This window comes from Blautia hominis, assembly GCA_002270465.1.
Lineage (GTDB): Bacteria > Bacillota > Clostridia > Lachnospirales > Lachnospiraceae > Blautia > Blautia hominis.
The window spans coordinates 386035-404335 of sequence record NQOF01000005.1; the positions used below are offsets into that span (position 1 = coordinate 386035).

Sequence of the window (18301 nt, forward strand, 5' to 3'; positions counted from 1 at the left end):
TCAGGAATCAGATATCCTTTTTTGATAAAATCACTTTTCCGGCTGCAGCATAGATGATACAGAAGACCGCTCCAACAATAACCGGACGAAGTGTAGATAACCCATCATATCCCAGCGGACATTCTGCAAGATTCATATACAGCGTATAGTTCATGATCTCCCCCGCACCGAAAAGGTTCAGAAGAGAGCTGACCAGCAGCACGACCAGCCCGCTGCACAGTATAAAAGCCCCGGCCACTCCGGCCGCCTTACTCCTGGTGATCATACAGATCATCAGTATAAGCGCGCTGAATCCATTAGAGACCATCCAGATGCAAAAAACATAAAACAGCATATCAACTGCCTTGTTATAGAAAAAGAACCCACCAAATACAGCGTTAAGACCCAGTGCTGTCAGAAATGTCACTGTGATGAAGAACAGGTTTACAAGGAAAAGGCAGACACTTTTGCTCAGTATATAATCCCATTTATTCTCATGTACAGACAGGATATTCTTAATAAATCCACTGTCAAAATCCGTACAGATAAACAGCGCAGCCACGGTTCCTGATATAACCGGCAGTAATCCGCCGCTGACATTGGTCTGGTGAAACAGTTCCACAAGGGACGTGGAATTCAAAGACTCTTTGATATTTCCCGATGTGGCCGTGATGGTCATGCCATGTTTTATTAGAAATTCCCGCATCCCCGGGTCCTGGATCACATACATAAGTGTGTAGGTGAACACCGTTGTAAATACCAGGATACCAAGGCACACATAGGCCGCCTTCCCCCGGAACATCCTTCTGAGATCCATTCTGAGTAAATTAAGCATTTTTTGCACCTCCGTCCATAAGTTCAAGAAAATATTGTTCCAGGTCTATCTGATGAAGCCCGCAGGAAAACACTGTGACCCCGTTCTGCACAAGAAGTGTGGTAACTTTACCGCTGTCCAGATAATCATAGATATGGATCCTCCCCTGCGCAAATACCTCATAGGAAGCATCCGGAATGTTCTCCGCCAGCACTGCGGCTGCACGCTCTGCGTGTTCTACCTCAACAAGAAGGTAATCACGGCACTGCTCTTCCAGATCCTCTTTTGTCATCTGCCGAATGAGCTGCCCGTCCTTGATGATCCCATATTGGGTGGCTATTTTGCTCAGTTCTCCCAGGATATGGGAGCTGATGAGGATGGTCTTTCCTTCTTCCTTATTTAGTTTCAGCAGGCATTCCCTTATTTCGCGGATCCCCTCCGGGTCCAGACCGTTGATTGGCTCATCCAGGATCAAAAGGTCCGGATTGCCAAGAAGGGCCATTGCGATCCCCAGTCTCTGTTTCATGCCCATGGAAAACTGTTTAACCTTTTTATTTCCCGCATCCGCCATATTTATGAGCTTCAAAAAACGGTCCACGCTGTCCATATTCACCAGTCCCAGGCATTGGGCCTTCAGTATCATATTCTCCCTGGCTGTGCAGTTTGGATAAAGGCCCGCATTCTCTATGAGCATTCCTACACGGCGTCTGGCAGTCTGGTCAGATACCGGAGAGCCGAATAATGAAATTTCTCCCTCCGTGGGATGTGCCAGGCCGCAGAGCATTTTCAGCGTTGTGGATTTTCCGGCTCCGTTTCGTCCGATAAATCCATAGATCTCCCCCTTCTTTACATTCATATCAATATGGTCCACAGCCGGCTTCTGCCCGTAAAATTTTGTTAAGCCGTGGGTTCTTACCGCATAATCTGTATTCATTCTGTCTCCTCTCTTAACTGTTCAGCACCCTCACGGTTACAGGCAAAAACCCATGCAGAATCGCCTTTGGCGATGGGATTTTTGCTTGGCCGTGGTACACTTTCTTACAGTCAGCGCAGTGAATGCGCAGACCTGCTGAATAGTTACCTTCTCTCTTCTTTCCCTGCATTTTGTCTTGCAAAAGCAGTTCCTCTTTACAAACTCAAGTATAAAGGCATAGATTGTAAAAAACGAAAAGAAAAGGTTAAGAAAGTTTAAAGCCCATTCCCCAGACAGTCTGTATATACGAATCCGTCCCGCTCGGTTTCAGCTTGGAGCGGATATTACTGATATGGACATTGATGGTCTTGTCCTCCACAAAATACTCCTCCTCCCAGGCATATTCATATATGAGCTGTTTTGTAAATACCTTCTTCGGATGCTTCATCAGTAGTTCAAGTATGCGGAATTCGTGCAGTGTCAGTTCCACGGGCTGACCAGCTGCCGTCATTTCCCGGGTCTCCGGGTCAAGTATCCAGTCTTTATAGTGCAGTTCTGTCTGGGCATCCGGCAGTTTTGAGGCAGGCAGGGAGCGGAGCTGTACCTGGACCCGCACAAGCAGTTCTTTTAGATCGAAGGGCTTGCAGATATAGTCATTAGCCCCTGCGGTGAGCAGTTCCACTTTGCTGTCCAGCTCATTTTTCGCGGAAAGGACAATGACCGGGACCTTTCCCGCAAACATTCTGATCAGCTCCTCACCTGTCATACCAGGGAGCATAAGATCCAGAAGGATCAGATCAAACTCTTCCATGGAGAATCTGAGAGAACCTTCACTCCCTGAAAATGCCTGTGTACACGCATATCCATTGCCGCTCAGATATTCTGAGACCATATTATTTATATTTGTATCGTCTTCAATGATCAGTATTTTTGCCACGAAACACTATCCTCCTCTTTCCTCCGGTATTTTCCGGGCGGTATACCGTATTTCTGTTTGAAACAGTATCCAAGATAATCCGCCGAAGAAAACCCGGACCGCTCTGCTATCTTCTCCAGGGAATTTTCCTTCTCCTCAAGCATGCGGCATACAAGTTCAAGTTTATTTTCCATCTGCATCTGGCGGAAAGTCATGCCGTAATGGCTTTTCATCAGGCGCTGTACCTGGCGCACACTCAGCCCCAGCTCCTTTGCCAGCTTCTGGATCGTGATATGCACCGGGTCATCCAGAAAGATCCGCTCTATCTGCAGGTACTTTACCTCATCCGAGCAGGGAACATAGGTATCACCGGTATCCATGGTCCCTGTCTGATACAGCCTTCCCAGAGAAATGAACAGCTCGCCGGCCAAAAATGGCACCAGTGTCCGGTACCCCGGCGGTTTTTCCTGTATCTCGCTGATGATCCGCTTAAACGGCTCCCAAACCTCCCGTGGCCCCTCACCGATCCAGAACCGCTGGCTGAGAAGCTGTTCCAGCCATGCCTCTCTCTTTATATGGCTTTTACGGTTCTCCCCGCCCCCGCAGACCAGGGGAACCGTATAATACATTACGATCTCCCTCATAGGTTCCTCGGATATTGTGATCTGTTCATGGGCAATACCCGGTCCTGTCAGATAAAAAGTCCCTTTTTTCAGCGTATATTCATCTCTGCGAAGACGCAGCACGCCCTGTCCTGATTCTATATAATGGATCTCATAACTGGCAATACTGTGGGAATGCATTTTGATATGTCCGGTGTTTCCTCTTCCAACGGACACTATATGGAATTGGATGCCCTCTAGGCTGAGTTTATAATTTACATCCGCCATTGTTCTTCTCCTTTTGGGATATTTCCCGGAGTGTATCTGGACTTGCTCTCGGCAAGCGCTGCTAAGTATCCATTAAGACCGGGCTTCTGCTGCGCTGGCCCGAGATGCTGAGCAGTTACGTTCCCTATATTATACCGAATTGACAGAGATATGGAAACTGTTTCTCTGTTTATAGGACAGTTTTTCTGGAAATGTTACTATTCAGCCTTCCGGCTTCACCGCAGCAAAAGCATGCACAGTTCTGCCCTTCAGGGTACAGACTCCACAAACCGCAGTCTGGCGCGTGACTGCCTCGGGATTGCCTTGCAATTGCAAGACAACGCCTCGCGGGACAGTGGAAGGCTGAACTGTCACCTGGAAATAACGACATTTCGCTATAGAACTTGACGCTGCTCTGTCTTCTTATTTGCTTATCACTGTTTTACAATAATGACAGATAGCTGCACACGCGGCGACAGTAAAATATGGCCATCTAAAGGAGAATTGCCTATGTACAGTAAAAAAGCTTATTTACAGCAGATTGAAGATGTCATCGCCGGAGGACCTTACCGGGACAACTGGGATTCTCTGTCACAGCACCGGACTCCCAAGTGGTTCAGAGATGCCAAATTCGGTATTTTTATCCATTGGGGTGTGTACAGTGTTCCCGCCTTTGGAAATGAATGGTATTCCAGAAATATGTATATTCAGGGAAGTCCTGAATTCCGCCATCACCAGCAAGTATATGGCAGCCAGAAAGATTTTGGCTACAAAGATTTTATCCCCATGTTCAAAGCCGAAAATTTTGACGCCTCCGCATGGACTGACCTGTTTCGGAAAGCAGGCGCCAGATATGTTGTCCCTGTGGCAGAACATCATGACGGCTTTCAGATGTACCGCAGTGACATTTCCCATTGGAACGCTTACGAAATGGGACCGAAACGCGATGTACTCGGGGAACTGACTCAGGAAATGGAGAAGAAAGGGCTTATAAACGGCGCTTCTACCCACCGCATAGAGCACTGGTTCTTTATGGGACACGGGAAGGATTTTGAGAGTGATATCACAGAAGCGGAAAAAGAAGGGGACTTTTACTGGCCCGCCATGCCGGAGGGTGACCATCAGGACCTGTTCAGTGAACCGGTTCCCACAAAAGACTTCCTGGAGGACTGGATGGTCCGGACTTGTGAACTGATCGACCGCTATCAAATAAAAGAGCTGTATTTTGACTGGTGGATCCAGCACAGCAGCGCCAAACCATATCTCCAAAAAATAGCGGCTTATTACTACAACCGGGCAGTGGAATGGAACGAGGAAGTCCTCATTGCCTACAAACATGATGCCTTTATGTTCGGCACCGCCCTTGTAGATATTGAACGGGGACAATTTGCAAATGTCCAGCCGTTTTACTGGCAGACCGACACGGCTATTGCGAAAAATTCCTGGTGTTATACAGAAAACAATGATTTCAAAAAGGCAAAGGATATTATCTGTGACCTGGCAGACGTGGTCAGCAAAAACGGAAACCTACTTCTGAATGTGGGTCCCAAAGCGGACGGGACCATATCGGCGGAAGATACGGCTATCCTTCTTGAGATTGGGGAATGGCTGGAAGCCAACGGGGAAGCGATCTATGGCTCCCATGTCTGGCGCACCGCGGCGGAAGGTCCCACTGTGGTGGAGGAAGGGCAGTTCACGGATGGAAAGGATAAGGTTTTTACAAAAGAGGATTTCCGCTTCACCGTGAACGGATCTCACCTGTATGCCATCTGCCTGAACTATCCCCATGACGGGCACATATCCATAAAATCATTGGCAGAGCAGGATGCCTCCTGTCTTCCGAAATTCCACGGCATCATCGACGCTGTGGATGTGCTGGGGTTTGAGGAGAATCCGGTATGGAAACGTACGGAAAACGGACTGGAGATTGAAACCCGGAATGTCAGAACCGATAAACCTGTGGTGTTTAAGATCACAATGAGATAGGGATATATCCTGCCGTACAGACCGTCCCAGCGGACTGTGCGGCAGGATATTTGTTCTTATTTCAAAAGCTGTTCAATGCCCCGGCACAGAGCATCCACGTTTGCCTCCAGTATTTCCGCTCCATACTCCACGGAAGCATCTGTTCTCGGGTCCGCTCCTGCCACAGCGACAGGCTGCTCCCCGCCGTCCCGGATCCGCTCAAGCTGCACCAGTTCCGGCCTTACCGCCATGGTAATGGACGTTTCATTGGCTGCCGCATGGTCATTTTGAAACCTCAGTCTGTCATCCTCCACGAAGTCAAAGGCAGTCACCCCGATCAAGCCGCACGTATCCCGCAGCTCCTCTTTGAGTGCCGCAAACTGCCGGATAGACGGCCCATGGCCGTGGGCTGCCAGAATGGTGAATCCGGCTCTGGACAGATTGGCTCCAATGCGCAGGATCATACGGCGGTATTCTTCATCCGGCATCCAGTACGCACTTCCCGGAAGCTGCTGCATTTCATAAGGCACGATGGTGCCCCCTGTACAGATATCCATCCCATACAGTTCCCTCTCCGGGTCCCTGTAAAACCGGTCCGGCCCCAGAAAAAGCTTTGGAAGAACAATCCCGCCAATTCTACGTGCCGCCCGCATAAACAATTCCTGTGACTGGATCCCATCCGCTCCCAGGGGCAGATGAGGCCCATGCCATTCCAAAGTCCCCAGCGGCAGATAAGCCACAGGACAGGCCTGCAGCCGCTCCTGAAATTCCGCGGGGCATAATTCCTCGTACAAAACTTTTTCTGTCATTTAGCAATCCCTCCCTGGTTTCTGTCTGCTGTCCGAATTATCTAACGGGCTATGTGATCTGTGTTTTACTTACCTGCTCACACTTTCCGTAAAACCAGATTCAACCACTTCTCATCCCTGTCAGGGCGGGTATCTGTGGTAATCTTCTGCTGTTCTATTTTGAATGCCGGAATCTCCGCAAGTAATTCCCGGAAACTATTCTCCGTCATATCCAGGAAAAAACGGCCGCTGCGCTCCCCCTCATATTCGCCATATTTAAAAGATATATAGGCAATACCGGAATCTTTCAGAGCTGCCGCCATTTTTAACAATACATCCCTCAGCTCATCTGCCGGGACGTGAAGCAGAGAGGAGCAAGCCCAGATACCGTCATAAGCCTCCTGCTCATTAAGCTCATCAAACATCATCTGCTTTACTTCAATCCCTGTAAATTCTGATGCCATCCTGCATAATACGGCAGAACCGTCAATGGCGGTTACTCTGTATCCCTTTTCAAGAAAATATTTGGTATCTCTCCCTGAACCACAGCCAAAATCCAAAATCGCCCCCGCCTTTGGCAGCCACGACAGGAAATCGTCCTGGAGATCTTTAAAGTCCACATTTATGGTGTTTTCCACAAAAGACTGTGCATTTTGGTCGTAATAGTCAATTGTTTTGTTGTCCTTCATCCTCTTCCGCCTTTCATGATCTGCTGTCCCAATATTAAATTCTGCTTTAACCTCCCCACCTCTTTTTCCAGGATCTCTTTTCCCTTATCTGTGATCAAATATGTCTTTCTTCTCTCATCCCGGTCATATAATGCGATCCATCCCTTCTTTATCAGAGTATTGACCGCCCCGTATAAGGTCCCCGCTCCAGGCCTCACCCTGCCATGCGTGCACTCTTCCAGAAACTGCATGACTCCATACCCGTGATTTGGTCTGTAGAAGGCTAACAGCACTAAATATGAGATCTCTGTTAATGTTTCATTTCCGCATTCGCGCATCCTCTTTCCCTCTTTATTACGTTTAGTGTAATATAAGTATAACACTTGACAACACCGTATTCAAGCCATAACGTCCGAACCCTTGCATCGCTTTGTCGTGAAGCAAGTATCATCTCCGGCAAGGGCCGTCGTTACTGCTCACTCCGTGTCCAGTAATACGCTTTGCAATGCACAGATATTGAGCATTCTGCCCCATAGCGCGCCGGCCGCCTCGGGATTTTCTTGCTTCCGGCATGAAAACGCTTCCCGGGACAGTGGCCGTGAATAGTGACGGGCCGTCCACTATAATTGCAGGGAGTAATATACAGTGCTTTATTTATACTCTTAACTATGATATAATTAAGCAATTTTAAATTTGTGAAGAATGGCCTAATGTGTCACTGTATGAATGCAAATCATATCAGTCCGGGCCATTTATTAAAGGGAGGTTTCAAAATGTGCACATGTTTTGCAGTATACAGTCAAGAAAAAGCTATTTACGGTATGAATTTTGATACTGAGGAAATTGATCTACAGCTAAAAGTCAATGGTTATAATGATATGACCTTATTTTACTTTGCAGCCTTAGCAGGTAATCAATACAGGGATATCGCCGGATTTAACAGTGAGGGTCTTTTTATCTGTACGCAAGCAGTAAAATACGGCTCAGGTTTTAGATCAAGTTGTGACGAAAATGATTGGACTGCTTTTGATATTTTTGATGAAGCACTAAAGAAAACAAGAAGAACATCTGAATTTTCCGGAGTTCTTAATAATCGAGTACTCTCATATCCCAGAAACCCATTATACCCGGATTTAGGGTTACATACTATAATCGCTGATAAAACCGGTGATGCAGTCATTCTGGAAGAAGGAAATGACACAAATATAGTAACCCCTATCCATAATGATTTTATTATTATGACAAATTTTCCTAATGGGGATTTTAAGGAAGCGAATTATAATAAAGTATATGGTATAGGTGCTGACAGATATATCTGTGCTCATGAATATATCGACAATAATATTCATAGGTTTGGAATAAATGAAGCCTTTGAAGTTTTAAGTCAAACTAGTCAGGAAAATACTTTGTGTTCAATCGTGTATGATCCATCAAAAAATGAAATTTATATCAGTTTTAAAAAAGATCTAAAGAAAAAATGGAAAATTTCTATTATGGAAAAAACAATTCAATCATTGGAGGGATTTTTAAGTAATAACAAAATTCAATTTACTAATGGAGAAATATTTGTGAAGGATCTTATTCGATTATATAAGTGAGATTGCCCAGGACTCCCGTGACCGGGCAGTCCTCCTCCTTGCAGGACTTTCTCAGCCCGACCCCGCTCTGCGTCTGAGTATACACAAACCTTTCCGTCAGCGCATGAAAACAGGGGTTTTTTAAATATTCTAAAGCTCTGCTTTTATTCCCCTAACATTAAAAAATCCTCAGAAGCACTATACCTCTGAGGATTGAATAAAAAATCGTTTCTATTTCCCTAAATCTACATAACTTTACATATTTTCTGTTCTGGTTGGTACAATGGTACACTTTTCACCACTCAGATACTTATTTTCAAAGCCTCTTAGTACAGCTTCGCTCCTGCCGGAATCCTGTCATCTACCATCAATAAATTCAGACCTTCTCTGCCATCTTCCTCATGTACTGCTGAAATCAGCATTCCACAAGAAGCAATTCCCATCATCGGCCTTGGAGGCAGGTTTGTGATTGCGATACAAGTTTTACCAACCAGCTCTTCCGGCTCGTAATATTCGTGAATACCACTTAAAATCACGCGTTCAGCATCTGTTCCGTCATCAAGAATAAACTTCAGAAGCTTCTTGCTCTTCGGTACAGCCTCGCAAGCTTTTACCTTAACAGCTCTGAAATCAGACTTACTGAATGTCTCAAAATCTACCATCTCTTCAAAAAGTGGCTCGATTTTTACATTAGAAAAATCAATCTTTTCCGGCGCTTTCTCAGCCTCGGCAGCCACTGTTCTTTCCGATGCAGCAGCTTTTTTAGAAGCGTCAGAACCGCCAATGCTCTTCATCGTCGGGAAGCACAACACATCCCTGATCGCAGCCGAATCCGTGAGCAGCATGACCATCCTGTCAATTCCGAATCCGATACCGCCGGTAGGAGGCATACCAATCTCCAGGGCATTGAGGAAATCCTCGTCCGTTGTATTGGCCTCTTCATCACCCTGTGCCAGCAGTGCTTCCTGGGCTTTAAACCTCTCCCTCTGGTCAATGGGGTCGTTCAGCTCAGAGTAAGCATTTGCCATCTCCCAGCCGTTCATGAAGAATTCAAACCGCTCCGTATACTCCGGATCCTCCGGTTTCTTTTTGGTCAGCGGAGAGATCTCAATAGGATGGTCACAAACAAACGTAGGCTGGATCAGATGTTCCTCTGCAAACTCCTCAAAGAACAGACTCAGAATATCACCCTTCTGATGTCTCTCCTCAAACTCTACATGGTGCTCTTTTGCAGCGGCTCTGGCCTCTTCCAGTGTATGGATCTCATTGAAGTCAACACCGGCATACTTCTTGACAGCATCCAGCATAGTGATCCTCTCAAAAGGTTTGCCCAGGTCCATCTCCACACCATTATAAGTAATGGTGGTGGTTCCCAGGACTTCCTGTGCCACATGGCGGTACAGGTTCTCTGTTAGGTCCATCATTCCCTTGTAGTCTGTGAAAGCCTGATACAGCTCCATCAGCGTAAACTCCGGGTTATGCCTGGTATCCAGGCCCTCATTGCGGAATACTCGTCCGATCTCATATACCCGCTCCATGCCGCCTACGATCAGTCTCTTCAGGTACAGCTCCAGGGAAATACGCAGCTTGAAATCCTCATCCAGCGCATTAAAATGCGTCTCAAAAGGTCTTGCCGCAGCACCGCCTGCGTTTGCCACCAGCATAGGTGTCTCCACCTCCATAAATCCCTGTCCGTCCAGGTATTTACGGATACTGCTGATGATCTTGGAACGTTTGATGAAAGTGTCCTTCACTTCCGGGTTCATGATCAGGTCCACATATCTCTGACGGTAACGCAAATCTGTGTTGGTCAGGCCGTGGAACTTCTCCGGAAGAACCTGAAGGCTCTTGGAGAGCAGTGTCACCGCTGAAGCATGGATGGAGATCTCACCTGTCTTAGTCTTGAAGACTTCGCCTGTGATGCCCACAATATCACCGATGTCCATTTTCTTGAAATCCTGGTAGAACTCCTGTCCGATACTGTCACGTGCAACATAAGACTGGATGTTACCCTGTAAATCCTGAACATTGCAGAAGGATGCTTTGCCCATAACACGTTTGGACATCATGCGCCCTGCCATAGTTACAGATTTTCCTTCCAGTTCCTCAAAAGCATCTTTGATTTCCTGGCTGTGATGGGTCACATCAAATTTGACGATCTGAAACGGATCTTTTCCGTTTGCCTGTAAATCAGCTAATTTTTCACGGCGGACCTTCAATAACTGGTTGATGTCCTGCTCCTGTACATTCTTTGACTGCTCTGCCACTTTTCACACTCTCCTTATTTTTTAACCGTCATTCCGCGCACAAACTTAAGGCGGATGATACTGCTGTTAAATATTTCTTTCAATCTCTAAAACTTTATATTCCATAGTTCCGGATGGCATTTCCACCTGTACAGTCTGTCCTTTGCCTGCTCCGATCAACGCTTTGCCTACCGGAGATTCATTGGAGATCTTGCCTTCCAGACTGTTTGCCTCTGTGGAACCTACAATCTTAAACTCTATTTCCTCATCAAATTCCACATCAAATACTTTTACCTTACATCCAACGCTGATAGCCTCCAGGTCCACTTCATCCTCCACTACGACCTCAGCATTTTTCAAGATTTTCTCAATTTCTTCTATCCTTGCTTCAATATCACGCTGCTCATCTTTTGCAGCATCGTACTCTGCATTTTCGGACAGGTCTCCCTGCTCTCTGGCTTCTTTGATCTTTCCGGCTACTTCTTTCCTTCTGTTTACCTTCAGATCATGAAGCTCATCCTCTAATTTTTTCAGTCCCGCATACGTTAGAATATTTTTCTTCTCTTCCATTTTTTATACACCCTTTCTTCTATATTATAAAGTAAGAAGAGGGCCTGTCATGACCAAAGGCCCGACAGCGTCCCAGATTCTTCTCCCAGTATAATCCATCTTTTTCAGGTTCCATAAACCTTAACAGTCATAATATTATAAGAAAAAGCTATCAGAATGTCAAGAACAATCTGCCATTCCCGGCAAATATCTTCTGTTTCCCGTAAAAAAGCCTGCTGTGCGCAGATTTCCGGTTACTTTTCTCAGTAAAAAGTCTCCACCAGCCGCTCCAGCTGCTCATAAGTCTCCACTTCATTGACCTGACGCCTGACTGCTGCTGAGTGGGGCATTCCTGCTGTATACCATGCAACATGCTTCCTCATCTCCCGCATACCGGTATATTCCCCTTTGTATTCGATCTGAAGCTGTGCATGTCTCAAGATCATATCACGGACCTCCGGGATGGATGGCTCCGGAGGCATTGTACCATTCTCCAGATAAGAGGATATCCTGCCAAAGATCCAGGGATTCCCCCTGGCCGCACGGCCTACCATGATACCGTCACATCCCGTTTTCTCCAGAAGGCGCCGGGCACTCTCAGGCGAGTCCACATCCCCATTGCCGATCACGGGAATGGATACCGCCTCCTTCACCCTGCGGATGATATCCCAATCCGCCTTGCCGGAATAATACTGTTCTCTGGTCCTTCCGTGGACCGCAACTGCGGAAGCGCCTGCATCCTCTATGATTTTTGCTATCTCCACCGCATTGACGGTCTCCCCGGTAAATCCTTTTCTGATCTTTACAGTCAGGGGCTTTTTGATAGAGGAGGATACCTTCCGTACAATCTCCCCCACAAGCTTTGGATTTTTCATCAGTGCGGAGCCTTCTCCGTTGTTGACCACTTTCGGCACCGGGCAGCCCATGTTAATATCCAGAATGTCAAATGGCTCCTCCTCGATCTGCCGGGCGATCAGTCCCATCAGATCCGGTTCCGACCCAAAAAGCTGAAGGGACACAGGCCGCTCCTCAGGCAGGATCTGCATCAGGCTCCTGGTATTCTTATTTTTAAAATAAATGGCTTTTGCACTGACCATCTCCGTACACAGAAGCCCTGCACCCTGCTCCTTGCAGAGCAAACGAAATGGCAGGTCCGTGACTCCTGCCATGGGTGCGAGTATCAGGTTGTTCTCAAGGGTTACATTTCCGATCGTGAGTTTCATATTAACCTCTGCTCTTCTTCGTTTTTTCAAAAATGATCCTGAGGCCGGTGAGCGTAAGCTGTGTATCGTACACATCTATCATTTCTGTCTCATCCGCAATGATCTTGCCCAGACCTCCTGTTGCCACCACTTTCAGGTTCTCAATCCCTGACTCTTCCTTGACTTTTCTGATAATATACTCTACCTGCCCGATATAGCCGTACACAAGTCCTGCCTGCATACTGCTGATGGTCTCTTTTGCCAGTATGGATTCCGGCTTCTCTATGGCGATCTTGGGCAGCTTGGCTGCATCCTGCCACAGGGCTTTGGCACTGATCTCAATACCGGGGGAGGTGATGCCTGCCGCAAAGCAGCCGTCCTCTGTGATCAGGTCATAGGTGGTGGCTGTCCCAAAGTCCAGTACAAGGACCGGCCCGCCGTACAGCTCATAGGCAGCCACAGCATCCACGATCCTGTCCGCGCCAATCTCCTTTGGGTTCACAGACGTAATGCGGATGCCTGTCTTACATCCCGGTCCCACATGGATGGGATAGGTGTTAAAATATTTTATGACACCGCTTGCCAAAGAATGCATCACATCCGGCACAACAGAGCTGATGATCGCATCTTTTACTGCATCTTTGGGGATCCCTCTGTATTCCAGCATGTTGCACATCAGGATCCCATACTCATCCGAAGTCCTGTTCTGTCTGGTGGTCATACGGAAAGTTCCCTTCAGCGCTTCGCCGTCAAACACCCCCAGGGTGATATTGGTATTCCCCACATCAATAACTAACAGCATGTCCTATTCCTCCGCTTCCTTCCGTGTCTCCTCTGCATCTTCCCCCAGGAAAAATACCCGGTAATACAGTTCCAGGGATTCCAAAAGCTCCTGTTTCTCTGCCCGCAGCTGCTTGATACGCAGCACACTGCCAATCTCATCGTACATGGCATCTGATTCAAGAGCCTCTGTCTTAAATTCCAGACTGCCATCCTCATCATATTCCAGGGTAAGGACCCCGCTGATCTCCTCTGTATAAAGTACGCACATAATGTGCAGCTCGTCCTGTATGGACTGAGGAAGTGCTGAAAAGTCTTCATTAAAATAATATTTTTTCTCGTACGCATTGGCACCGCACAGTACAATTTTATCCTTATACATAAACTCTCCTTATACTATTACACATATCCATACAATCCCCGCACAGACACCTCCCCGGCAAAAACAGTTTTACACTCCCCGCCGGGTGTCCGCACAAGAAGCTCCCCTGCCTCATCAATCCCCAGACAGGTGCCCACAAGTTCCCGTCCCTTTTCCAGAACCTTCACTTCACGTCCTCTGCTGGCAAGAAGGCTGTCATATTCCTCCTTGAAAGGACTCAGATCACCGGCTGCCAGAAAGCGCTCATAATTCTGTTCAAAACGTTCCAGGACCGCTGCTGCCATCCTTTCCACATGAGGTGCCTCGCCGCATTCCAGTTTCAGGGATGTGGCCTTGTCCTTTATCTCCTCCGGAAACTTCTCCACAGTCAGATTAATGCCGATTCCTATGACCACATATGCGATCTTCGACCCCTGCATGGACATCTCTGTCAGGATCCCGCACAGCTTCTTTCCGGACATGACAAGATCATTGGGCCACTTGATCAGCGCTGTCTTACCTGTCACATCCGCAACCGCCTGGGCTGCGGAAAGTCCCATGAGCACTGTCATCATGGGCGCGCGCTCCGGAGCCATATCCGGACGCAGAAGCAGGGACATGGCAAGGCCGCTCCCTTTGGGATCTGCCCAGCTCCTGCCCCTTCTTCCTTTTCCTTTTGTCTGGTTCCTCACCAGGAAAACCGCACCGCTTGGCGCGCCTTTCCCGGCTTCTCTTTTTGCCCAGTCATTGGTGGAATCTGTTTCCTCTGCAAAGTTCCACGGCTTTCCAAGCCATTTGGTCTTTAATTCCATCGCTCCTTATGCCCCCAGCGTTGCTGCCATAACTGCCTTGATCGTATGCATACGGTTCTCTGCCTCATCAAAGACAACGGACTGGGCGGATTCAAACACCTCATCCGTCACTTCCATATCTGTCAGGCCGAAACGCTGTCCCATCTCTTTACCGATCACAGTCTCCAGGTCATGGAACGCCGGCAGACAGTGCAGGAAGATCGCCTGGCTTCCGGCATTCTCCATAACTTTCTTTGTCACCTTGTAAGGGGTCAGCTCACGGATACGCTCCTCCCATACTTCGTCCGGCTCACCCATGGATACCCATACATCTGTGTAAATAACGTCAGCGCCTTTGGTACCGGCCTCCACATCCTCTGTGAGCGTGATGGTGGCTCCTGACACCTCTGCAAATGCTTCACATTCTTTTACGAGAGCTTCATTGGGGAAATATTTTTTCGGTGCACAGGCAACAAAGTGCATACCCATCTTGGCACAGAGGATCATCAGGGAATTCCCCATGTTGTAGCGGGCATCTCCCATGTATACCAGCTTAACCCCCTTCACTCTGCCCAGATGTTCACGGATAGTCAGAAGGTCAGCCAGCATCTGTGTTGGATGATATTCGTTTGTCAGGCCGTTCCACACAGGAACACCTGCGTATTTTGCCAGCTCCTCCACAATTTCCTGCCCGAAGCCGCGGTATTCAATCCCGTCATAGATCCTTCCCAGAACCCTGGCTGTATCCCGGGTACTTTCTTTTTTACCGATCTGGGAACCTTTGGGATCCAGATATGTGGTCCCCATACCCAGATCATGAGCTGCCACTTCAAAGGAGCAGCGGGTCCTGGTGCTGGTCTTTTCAAAAATAAGCGCTACATTTCTGCCCTTCAAGGTATCTACAGGAACACCCTGTTTTTTCTTTTCTTTCAGTTCAGCAGCCAGATCAATGAGATATTCAATTTCCTCTGCCGTAAAATCTTTCAGTGTCAGAAAACTGCGTCCTTTTAAATCCATCTTACTTTTCCTCCTCATTTGCCGCGGTCCCGCCGCGCATCTCTTTTGTCAGATCAGAACATCCCTGGAGATCACCTGTACAAAGGAAGGGACATCCGTACCGTGAAGCCGGTACAGTTTCCCATATACCGCATCCTGAAGCTGGGACAAGGTATATATCCTGTATTTTGGCACCCTGCACAACTTTGCAGTGGCTTCCAGCATACTCAGATACAGTTCCCGGTAATCCCATTCCTTGGAAAGCTTCATCTCCTCCGCCAGAACCGGAAGGATCACCTCCGTCATATTGCGCAGGAACAGCTTGGGGTCTCTGGAAAGCTGGTAAGTATCCATGAGATATTCACAGACCAAATCATCTAAATCTGTCAGTTGCTTTAAATAATAACACTCTTCTTCGGATTCATCAATATAATATATTTTTCCTTTCAGCCCATATATAAGCCGCATGGTGTCATAATACCCGAGTTTCATATGGCGTCTGCTTTTTCTTCTGTCAAAATCTATGATGCTTCCCAGGCTTACCTTGGGAGCCACTGTATAAATTGTGGTCCCATCGGGAATCTTTACCTTCTTCTCCCGTCCGATCCCGAAAATCCTTACCATAATAATGTTCTCATATCCGCGGTCCACAAGAGAACCCAGGGGCACATTATTGATGGCTCCGCCGTCAATATACCGTTTACCGTGAAGACGTTCATTCTTAAACAGCGGAAAAATATAAGCGCTTGCCAGTAAAAAGTCCTTTATGAGCTCCGGCCTGCACTGTTTCACATCAATATCAAGCTCCTTCTTCTCATCCACATTAAACGTAAGGATATACAGATCCACGGGGGAGCTGATGATCTTTTCCTCGTCAATACATTCCGCTATGAGTTCTTTCAGGGGCGTCACATCAATGCCGCCTTCCTTCATAAAATCAAAGGCACTCTTCAGCAGATCCACATCCAGCTTCTTCTGCTGGAACAAAAGCTCCATCTTCTCATCCTCCACGGACATAATGCTGGAATAAGAGATCGTTTCCCAGACCTTTTCCGCGTTAGCCAGATCATCCATACAGATAAGGGCACCGTTCAATGCTCCCACACTGGTGCCTGCAATACCTTTTATCCTCACGCCAGCTTCCCGCATGGCCTTCCACGCACCTATCTGATACGCGCCTTTTGCGCCTCCGCCTTCCAGGACCAGGCCATATTCTTTTGTTAGGTCAATTACCGGTTTCATATGAGTGATGCCTCCTCTTACCTGTGATGAACCCCAGTGACCGGCACTATGACCGGCTGCTGTATGCCTGCGCACAGCCTCAGGCTCCAAATTACTTTCGGGTAAAATGCCGCAGAGAGGCTGTCACATAACTGCAACCGCCCCTCTGCATATTAATTCCCGTCAATAGAAGTACATCCTGAATCATCTACTGTCCCGGGTATTTTCAGTTTTCCTTGTCCGTAACAATTTCTTTCAGAGACGCTGCAAGTCCTGCGATCCCCTGAATGTTGGACGGAATGATGATCTTCGTTGCCTTGCCGTCAGCAGCCTGTTCAAATGCCTCCAGGCTCTTGATGGTAAGTACACTCTCATCCGCACCGGCATCTTTGATGAAACGGATACCGTCTGCCTTCGCCTGCTGCACCTTCAGGATTGCCTGGGACTGTCCTTCCGCTTCCCTGATCATCTTCTCCTTCTCCGCCTCTGCACGGAGGATAGCCGCCTGCTTCTCACCTTCTGCATCCAGGATCATGGATGCTTTCTTACCTTCTGCTACCAGAATGGTTGATTTCTTCTCACCTTCTGCCCTCAGAATGGATTCACGGCGCTCACGCTCTGCCTTCATCTGTTTCTCCATGGCTTCCTGGATGGCTGCCGGAGGAATGATGTTCTTCAGTTCCACACGGTTTACTTTGATCCCCCACGGGTCTGTTGCCACGTCAAGTGATGCACGCATCTTTGTATTGATGATCTCCCTTGATGTCAGGGTGGAATCCAGTTCCATATCACCAATGATATTACGCAGTGTGGTGGCAGTCAGATTCTCAATAGCCATGATCGGATTCTCGACGCCGTAAGCAAAGAGACGCGGGTCTGTGATCTGGAAGAATACAACCGTATCAATCCTCATTGTAACATTATCTTTTGTGATAACCGGCTGGGGCGCAAAGTCCACCACCTGCTCTTTTAAATTCACACGTTTTGCAATACGGTCCACAAACGGGAACTTAAAGTGAAGTCCGGTTCCCCAGGTTTCTTTATACATGCCGAGACGTTCAATGATCATGGCATGGGCCTGCGGCACGATCCTGATACAGGACGCGATGACCAGCAGCAAAAGCACAACTACAATAATCAGTAACACTGTACCCACATTCATATTATTTTTCCTCCTCTACTACAAGTTTCACTCCTTCGACCGCCACAATTCTGACGATTGCTCCCTCATCAATAATTGTTTCGTCCCTGGATTTTGCGGACCATTCCAGTCCGTTTACCACAGCCTGCCCGGTTCCTCTCAAATTATCTATGGTTTTTGTAACCACGGCTTTCTCGCCGGGAAGACTGTCTACATTTGTTTTATTCACATTTCTGTTCATGTACTTTACTGCCAGCGGCCTGGTGAAGATCAAAAGCACCACCGATACTGCAATAAACAATAGAATCTGCAGCCACAAAGGTCCGCCAACTATGGATACCAAAAACGCCACCAGCGCTCCTCCTGCAAACCAGATGGTTGTAAGCCCCAGTGTGATAATCTCAATCACCAGAAGCACAGCCAGAAGAATCAGCCAGATGATTGATATGGTCCCTGCTGTAATTGCTGTCCACATACCCACCTCTCCTTTCCGGATGATTTCAGGTAAAAAAATCAGTCCTTTAC

General features: G+C 47.6%; 19 protein-coding genes. 2 read left to right on the forward strand and 17 right to left on the reverse strand.

Annotated features, from left to right (window positions below; all coding sequences use genetic code 11):
* Positions 1 to 7: 7 nt before the first annotated feature.
* The 4 genes from CI595_RS18160 to CI595_RS18175 all read right to left on the reverse strand — a co-directional run bounded on the left by CI595_RS18160 (position 8) and on the right by CI595_RS18175 (position 3512).
* Complete coding sequence (locus tag CI595_RS18160) at positions 8 to 814, reverse strand: ABC-2 transporter permease (protein WP_095175035.1); 807 nt, start codon at positions 812 to 814, stop codon at positions 8 to 10.
* Positions 807 to 1727 carry an ABC transporter ATP-binding protein gene (locus tag CI595_RS18165; protein WP_095175036.1) on the reverse strand — a complete coding sequence of 307 codons (921 nt, stop codon included), beginning with the start codon at positions 1725 to 1727 and terminating at the stop codon, positions 807 to 809. Before CI595_RS18165 ends, CI595_RS18160 begins: the two co-directional genes overlap by 8 nt.
* A gap of 244 nt (positions 1728 to 1971) precedes the next feature.
* Positions 1972 to 2643 (reverse strand): response regulator transcription factor, encoded by a 672-nt coding sequence (locus CI595_RS18170; RefSeq protein WP_095175037.1) that lies wholly within the window; start codon positions 2641 to 2643, stop codon positions 1972 to 1974.
* Positions 2628 to 3512 (reverse strand): AraC family transcriptional regulator, encoded by an 885-nt coding sequence (locus CI595_RS18175; protein ID WP_095175038.1) that lies wholly within the window; start codon positions 3510 to 3512, stop codon positions 2628 to 2630. The genes CI595_RS18170 and CI595_RS18175 overlap by 16 nt, the downstream gene beginning before the upstream one ends.
* 489 nt (positions 3513 to 4001) lie before the next feature.
* Between CI595_RS18175 and CI595_RS18180 the strand changes: the two genes are divergently transcribed.
* On the forward strand, positions 4002 to 5477 hold the full coding sequence (locus tag CI595_RS18180; protein ID WP_095175039.1) for an alpha-L-fucosidase: 1476 nt from the start codon (positions 4002 to 4004) through the stop codon (positions 5475 to 5477).
* Positions 5478 to 5533: 56 nt separating this feature from the next.
* Here the strand turns inward: CI595_RS18180 and CI595_RS18185 are convergent, their stop codons facing one another.
* The 3 genes from CI595_RS18185 to CI595_RS18195 all read right to left on the reverse strand — a co-directional run bounded on the left by CI595_RS18185 (position 5534) and on the right by CI595_RS18195 (position 7250).
* Complete coding sequence (locus CI595_RS18185) at positions 5534 to 6265, reverse strand: creatininase family protein (protein WP_095175040.1); 732 nt, start codon at positions 6263 to 6265, stop codon at positions 5534 to 5536.
* A 77-nt stretch (positions 6266 to 6342) separates the two neighbouring features.
* On the reverse strand, positions 6343 to 6933 hold the full coding sequence (locus CI595_RS18190; RefSeq protein WP_095175041.1) for a class I SAM-dependent methyltransferase: 591 nt from the start codon (positions 6931 to 6933) through the stop codon (positions 6343 to 6345).
* Positions 6930 to 7250: a PadR family transcriptional regulator gene (locus tag CI595_RS18195; RefSeq protein WP_095175042.1), complete on the reverse strand. Its 321-nt coding sequence runs from the start codon at positions 7248 to 7250 to the stop codon at positions 6930 to 6932. The genes CI595_RS18190 and CI595_RS18195 overlap by 4 nt, the downstream gene beginning before the upstream one ends.
* Before the next feature lie 435 nt (positions 7251 to 7685).
* On the opposite strand from CI595_RS18195, the gene CI595_RS18200 reads away from it, so the two are divergent.
* Complete coding sequence (locus CI595_RS18200; protein ID WP_095175043.1) at positions 7686 to 8510, forward strand: C45 family peptidase; 825 nt, start codon at positions 7686 to 7688, stop codon at positions 8508 to 8510.
* Between the two features lie 305 nt (positions 8511 to 8815).
* Here the strand turns inward: CI595_RS18200 and lysS are convergent, their stop codons facing one another.
* From lysS to CI595_RS18245, 10 genes are all read right to left on the reverse strand, one after another.
* Positions 8816 to 10756 (reverse strand): lysine--tRNA ligase, encoded by a 1941-nt coding sequence (gene lysS, locus CI595_RS18205; RefSeq protein WP_095175044.1) that lies wholly within the window; start codon positions 10754 to 10756, stop codon positions 8816 to 8818.
* Between the two features lie 66 nt (positions 10757 to 10822).
* Entirely contained in the window at positions 10823 to 11305 is a 483-nt protein-coding gene (greA, locus tag CI595_RS18210; protein ID WP_095175045.1) for a transcription elongation factor GreA, read from the reverse strand.
* A gap of 242 nt (positions 11306 to 11547) precedes the next feature.
* Positions 11548 to 12507 carry a tRNA dihydrouridine synthase DusB gene (gene dusB / locus CI595_RS18215; RefSeq protein ID WP_095175046.1) on the reverse strand — a complete coding sequence of 320 codons (960 nt, stop codon included), beginning with the start codon at positions 12505 to 12507 and terminating at the stop codon, positions 11548 to 11550.
* A 1-nt stretch (position 12508) separates the two neighbouring features.
* Positions 12509 to 13288, reverse strand: a complete 780-nt coding sequence (locus CI595_RS18220; RefSeq protein WP_095175047.1) for a type III pantothenate kinase — start codon at positions 13286 to 13288, stop codon at positions 12509 to 12511.
* Between the two features lie 3 nt (positions 13289 to 13291).
* On the reverse strand, positions 13292 to 13648 hold the full coding sequence (locus tag CI595_RS18225; RefSeq protein WP_095175048.1) for a DUF6145 family protein: 357 nt from the start codon (positions 13646 to 13648) through the stop codon (positions 13292 to 13294).
* Positions 13649 to 13665: 17 nt separating this feature from the next.
* Entirely contained in the window at positions 13666 to 14439 is a 774-nt protein-coding gene (locus CI595_RS18230; protein ID WP_095175049.1) for a biotin--[acetyl-CoA-carboxylase] ligase, read from the reverse strand.
* A gap of 6 nt (positions 14440 to 14445) precedes the next feature.
* Positions 14446 to 15435 (reverse strand): ornithine carbamoyltransferase, encoded by a 990-nt coding sequence (argF, locus tag CI595_RS26695; protein ID WP_104803730.1) that lies wholly within the window; start codon positions 15433 to 15435, stop codon positions 14446 to 14448.
* A gap of 48 nt (positions 15436 to 15483) precedes the next feature.
* Positions 15484 to 16656 (reverse strand): patatin-like phospholipase family protein, encoded by a 1173-nt coding sequence (locus CI595_RS26700; RefSeq protein WP_104803729.1) that lies wholly within the window; start codon positions 16654 to 16656, stop codon positions 15484 to 15486.
* 205 nt (positions 16657 to 16861) lie between these two features.
* Entirely contained in the window at positions 16862 to 17797 is a 936-nt protein-coding gene (locus CI595_RS18240) for an SPFH domain-containing protein (RefSeq protein WP_095175050.1), read from the reverse strand.
* A 1-nt stretch (position 17798) separates the two neighbouring features.
* On the reverse strand, positions 17799 to 18251 hold the full coding sequence (locus tag CI595_RS18245) for an NfeD family protein (protein WP_167388469.1): 453 nt from the start codon (positions 18249 to 18251) through the stop codon (positions 17799 to 17801).
* Positions 18252 to 18301: the final 50 nt, after the last annotated feature.

Coding starts and splice junctions, on each gene's coding strand:
- CI595_RS18160 (WP_095175035.1), bottom strand. CDS start 814: ATGCTTAATTTACTCAGAATGGATCTCAGAAGGATGTTCCGGGGGAAG.
- CI595_RS18165 (WP_095175036.1), bottom strand. CDS start 1,727: ATGAATACAGATTATGCGGTAAGAACCCACGGCTTAACAAAATTTTAC.
- CI595_RS18175 (WP_095175038.1), bottom strand. CDS start 3,512: ATGGCGGATGTAAATTATAAACTCAGCCTAGAGGGCATCCAATTCCAT.
- CI595_RS18180 (WP_095175039.1), top strand. CDS start 4,002: ATGTACAGTAAAAAAGCTTATTTACAGCAGATTGAAGATGTCATCGCC.
- CI595_RS18185 (WP_095175040.1), bottom strand. CDS start 6,265: ATGACAGAAAAAGTTTTGTACGAGGAATTATGCCCCGCGGAATTTCAG.
- CI595_RS18190 (WP_095175041.1), bottom strand. CDS start 6,933: ATGAAGGACAACAAAACAATTGACTATTACGACCAAAATGCACAGTCT.
- CI595_RS18195 (WP_095175042.1), bottom strand. CDS start 7,250: ATGCGCGAATGCGGAAATGAAACATTAACAGAGATCTCATATTTAGTG.
- CI595_RS18200 (WP_095175043.1), top strand. CDS start 7,686: ATGTGCACATGTTTTGCAGTATACAGTCAAGAAAAAGCTATTTACGGT.
- greA (WP_095175045.1), bottom strand. CDS start 11,305: ATGGAAGAGAAGAAAAATATTCTAACGTATGCGGGACTGAAAAAATTA.
- dusB (WP_095175046.1), bottom strand. CDS start 12,507: ATGAAACTCACGATCGGAAATGTAACCCTTGAGAACAACCTGATACTC.
- CI595_RS18220 (WP_095175047.1), bottom strand. CDS start 13,288: ATGCTGTTAGTTATTGATGTGGGGAATACCAATATCACCCTGGGGGTG.
- CI595_RS18225 (WP_095175048.1), bottom strand. CDS start 13,648: ATGTATAAGGATAAAATTGTACTGTGCGGTGCCAATGCGTACGAGAAA.
- CI595_RS18230 (WP_095175049.1), bottom strand. CDS start 14,439: ATGGAATTAAAGACCAAATGGCTTGGAAAGCCGTGGAACTTTGCAGAG.
- argF (WP_104803730.1), bottom strand. CDS start 15,435: ATGGATTTAAAAGGACGCAGTTTTCTGACACTGAAAGATTTTACGGCA.
- CI595_RS26700 (WP_104803729.1), bottom strand. CDS start 16,656: ATGAAACCGGTAATTGACCTAACAAAAGAATATGGCCTGGTCCTGGAA.
- CI595_RS18240 (WP_095175050.1), bottom strand. CDS start 17,797: ATGAATGTGGGTACAGTGTTACTGATTATTGTAGTTGTGCTTTTGCTG.
- CI595_RS18245 (WP_167388469.1), bottom strand. CDS start 18,251: ATGTGGACAGCAATTACAGCAGGGACCATATCAATCATCTGGCTGATT.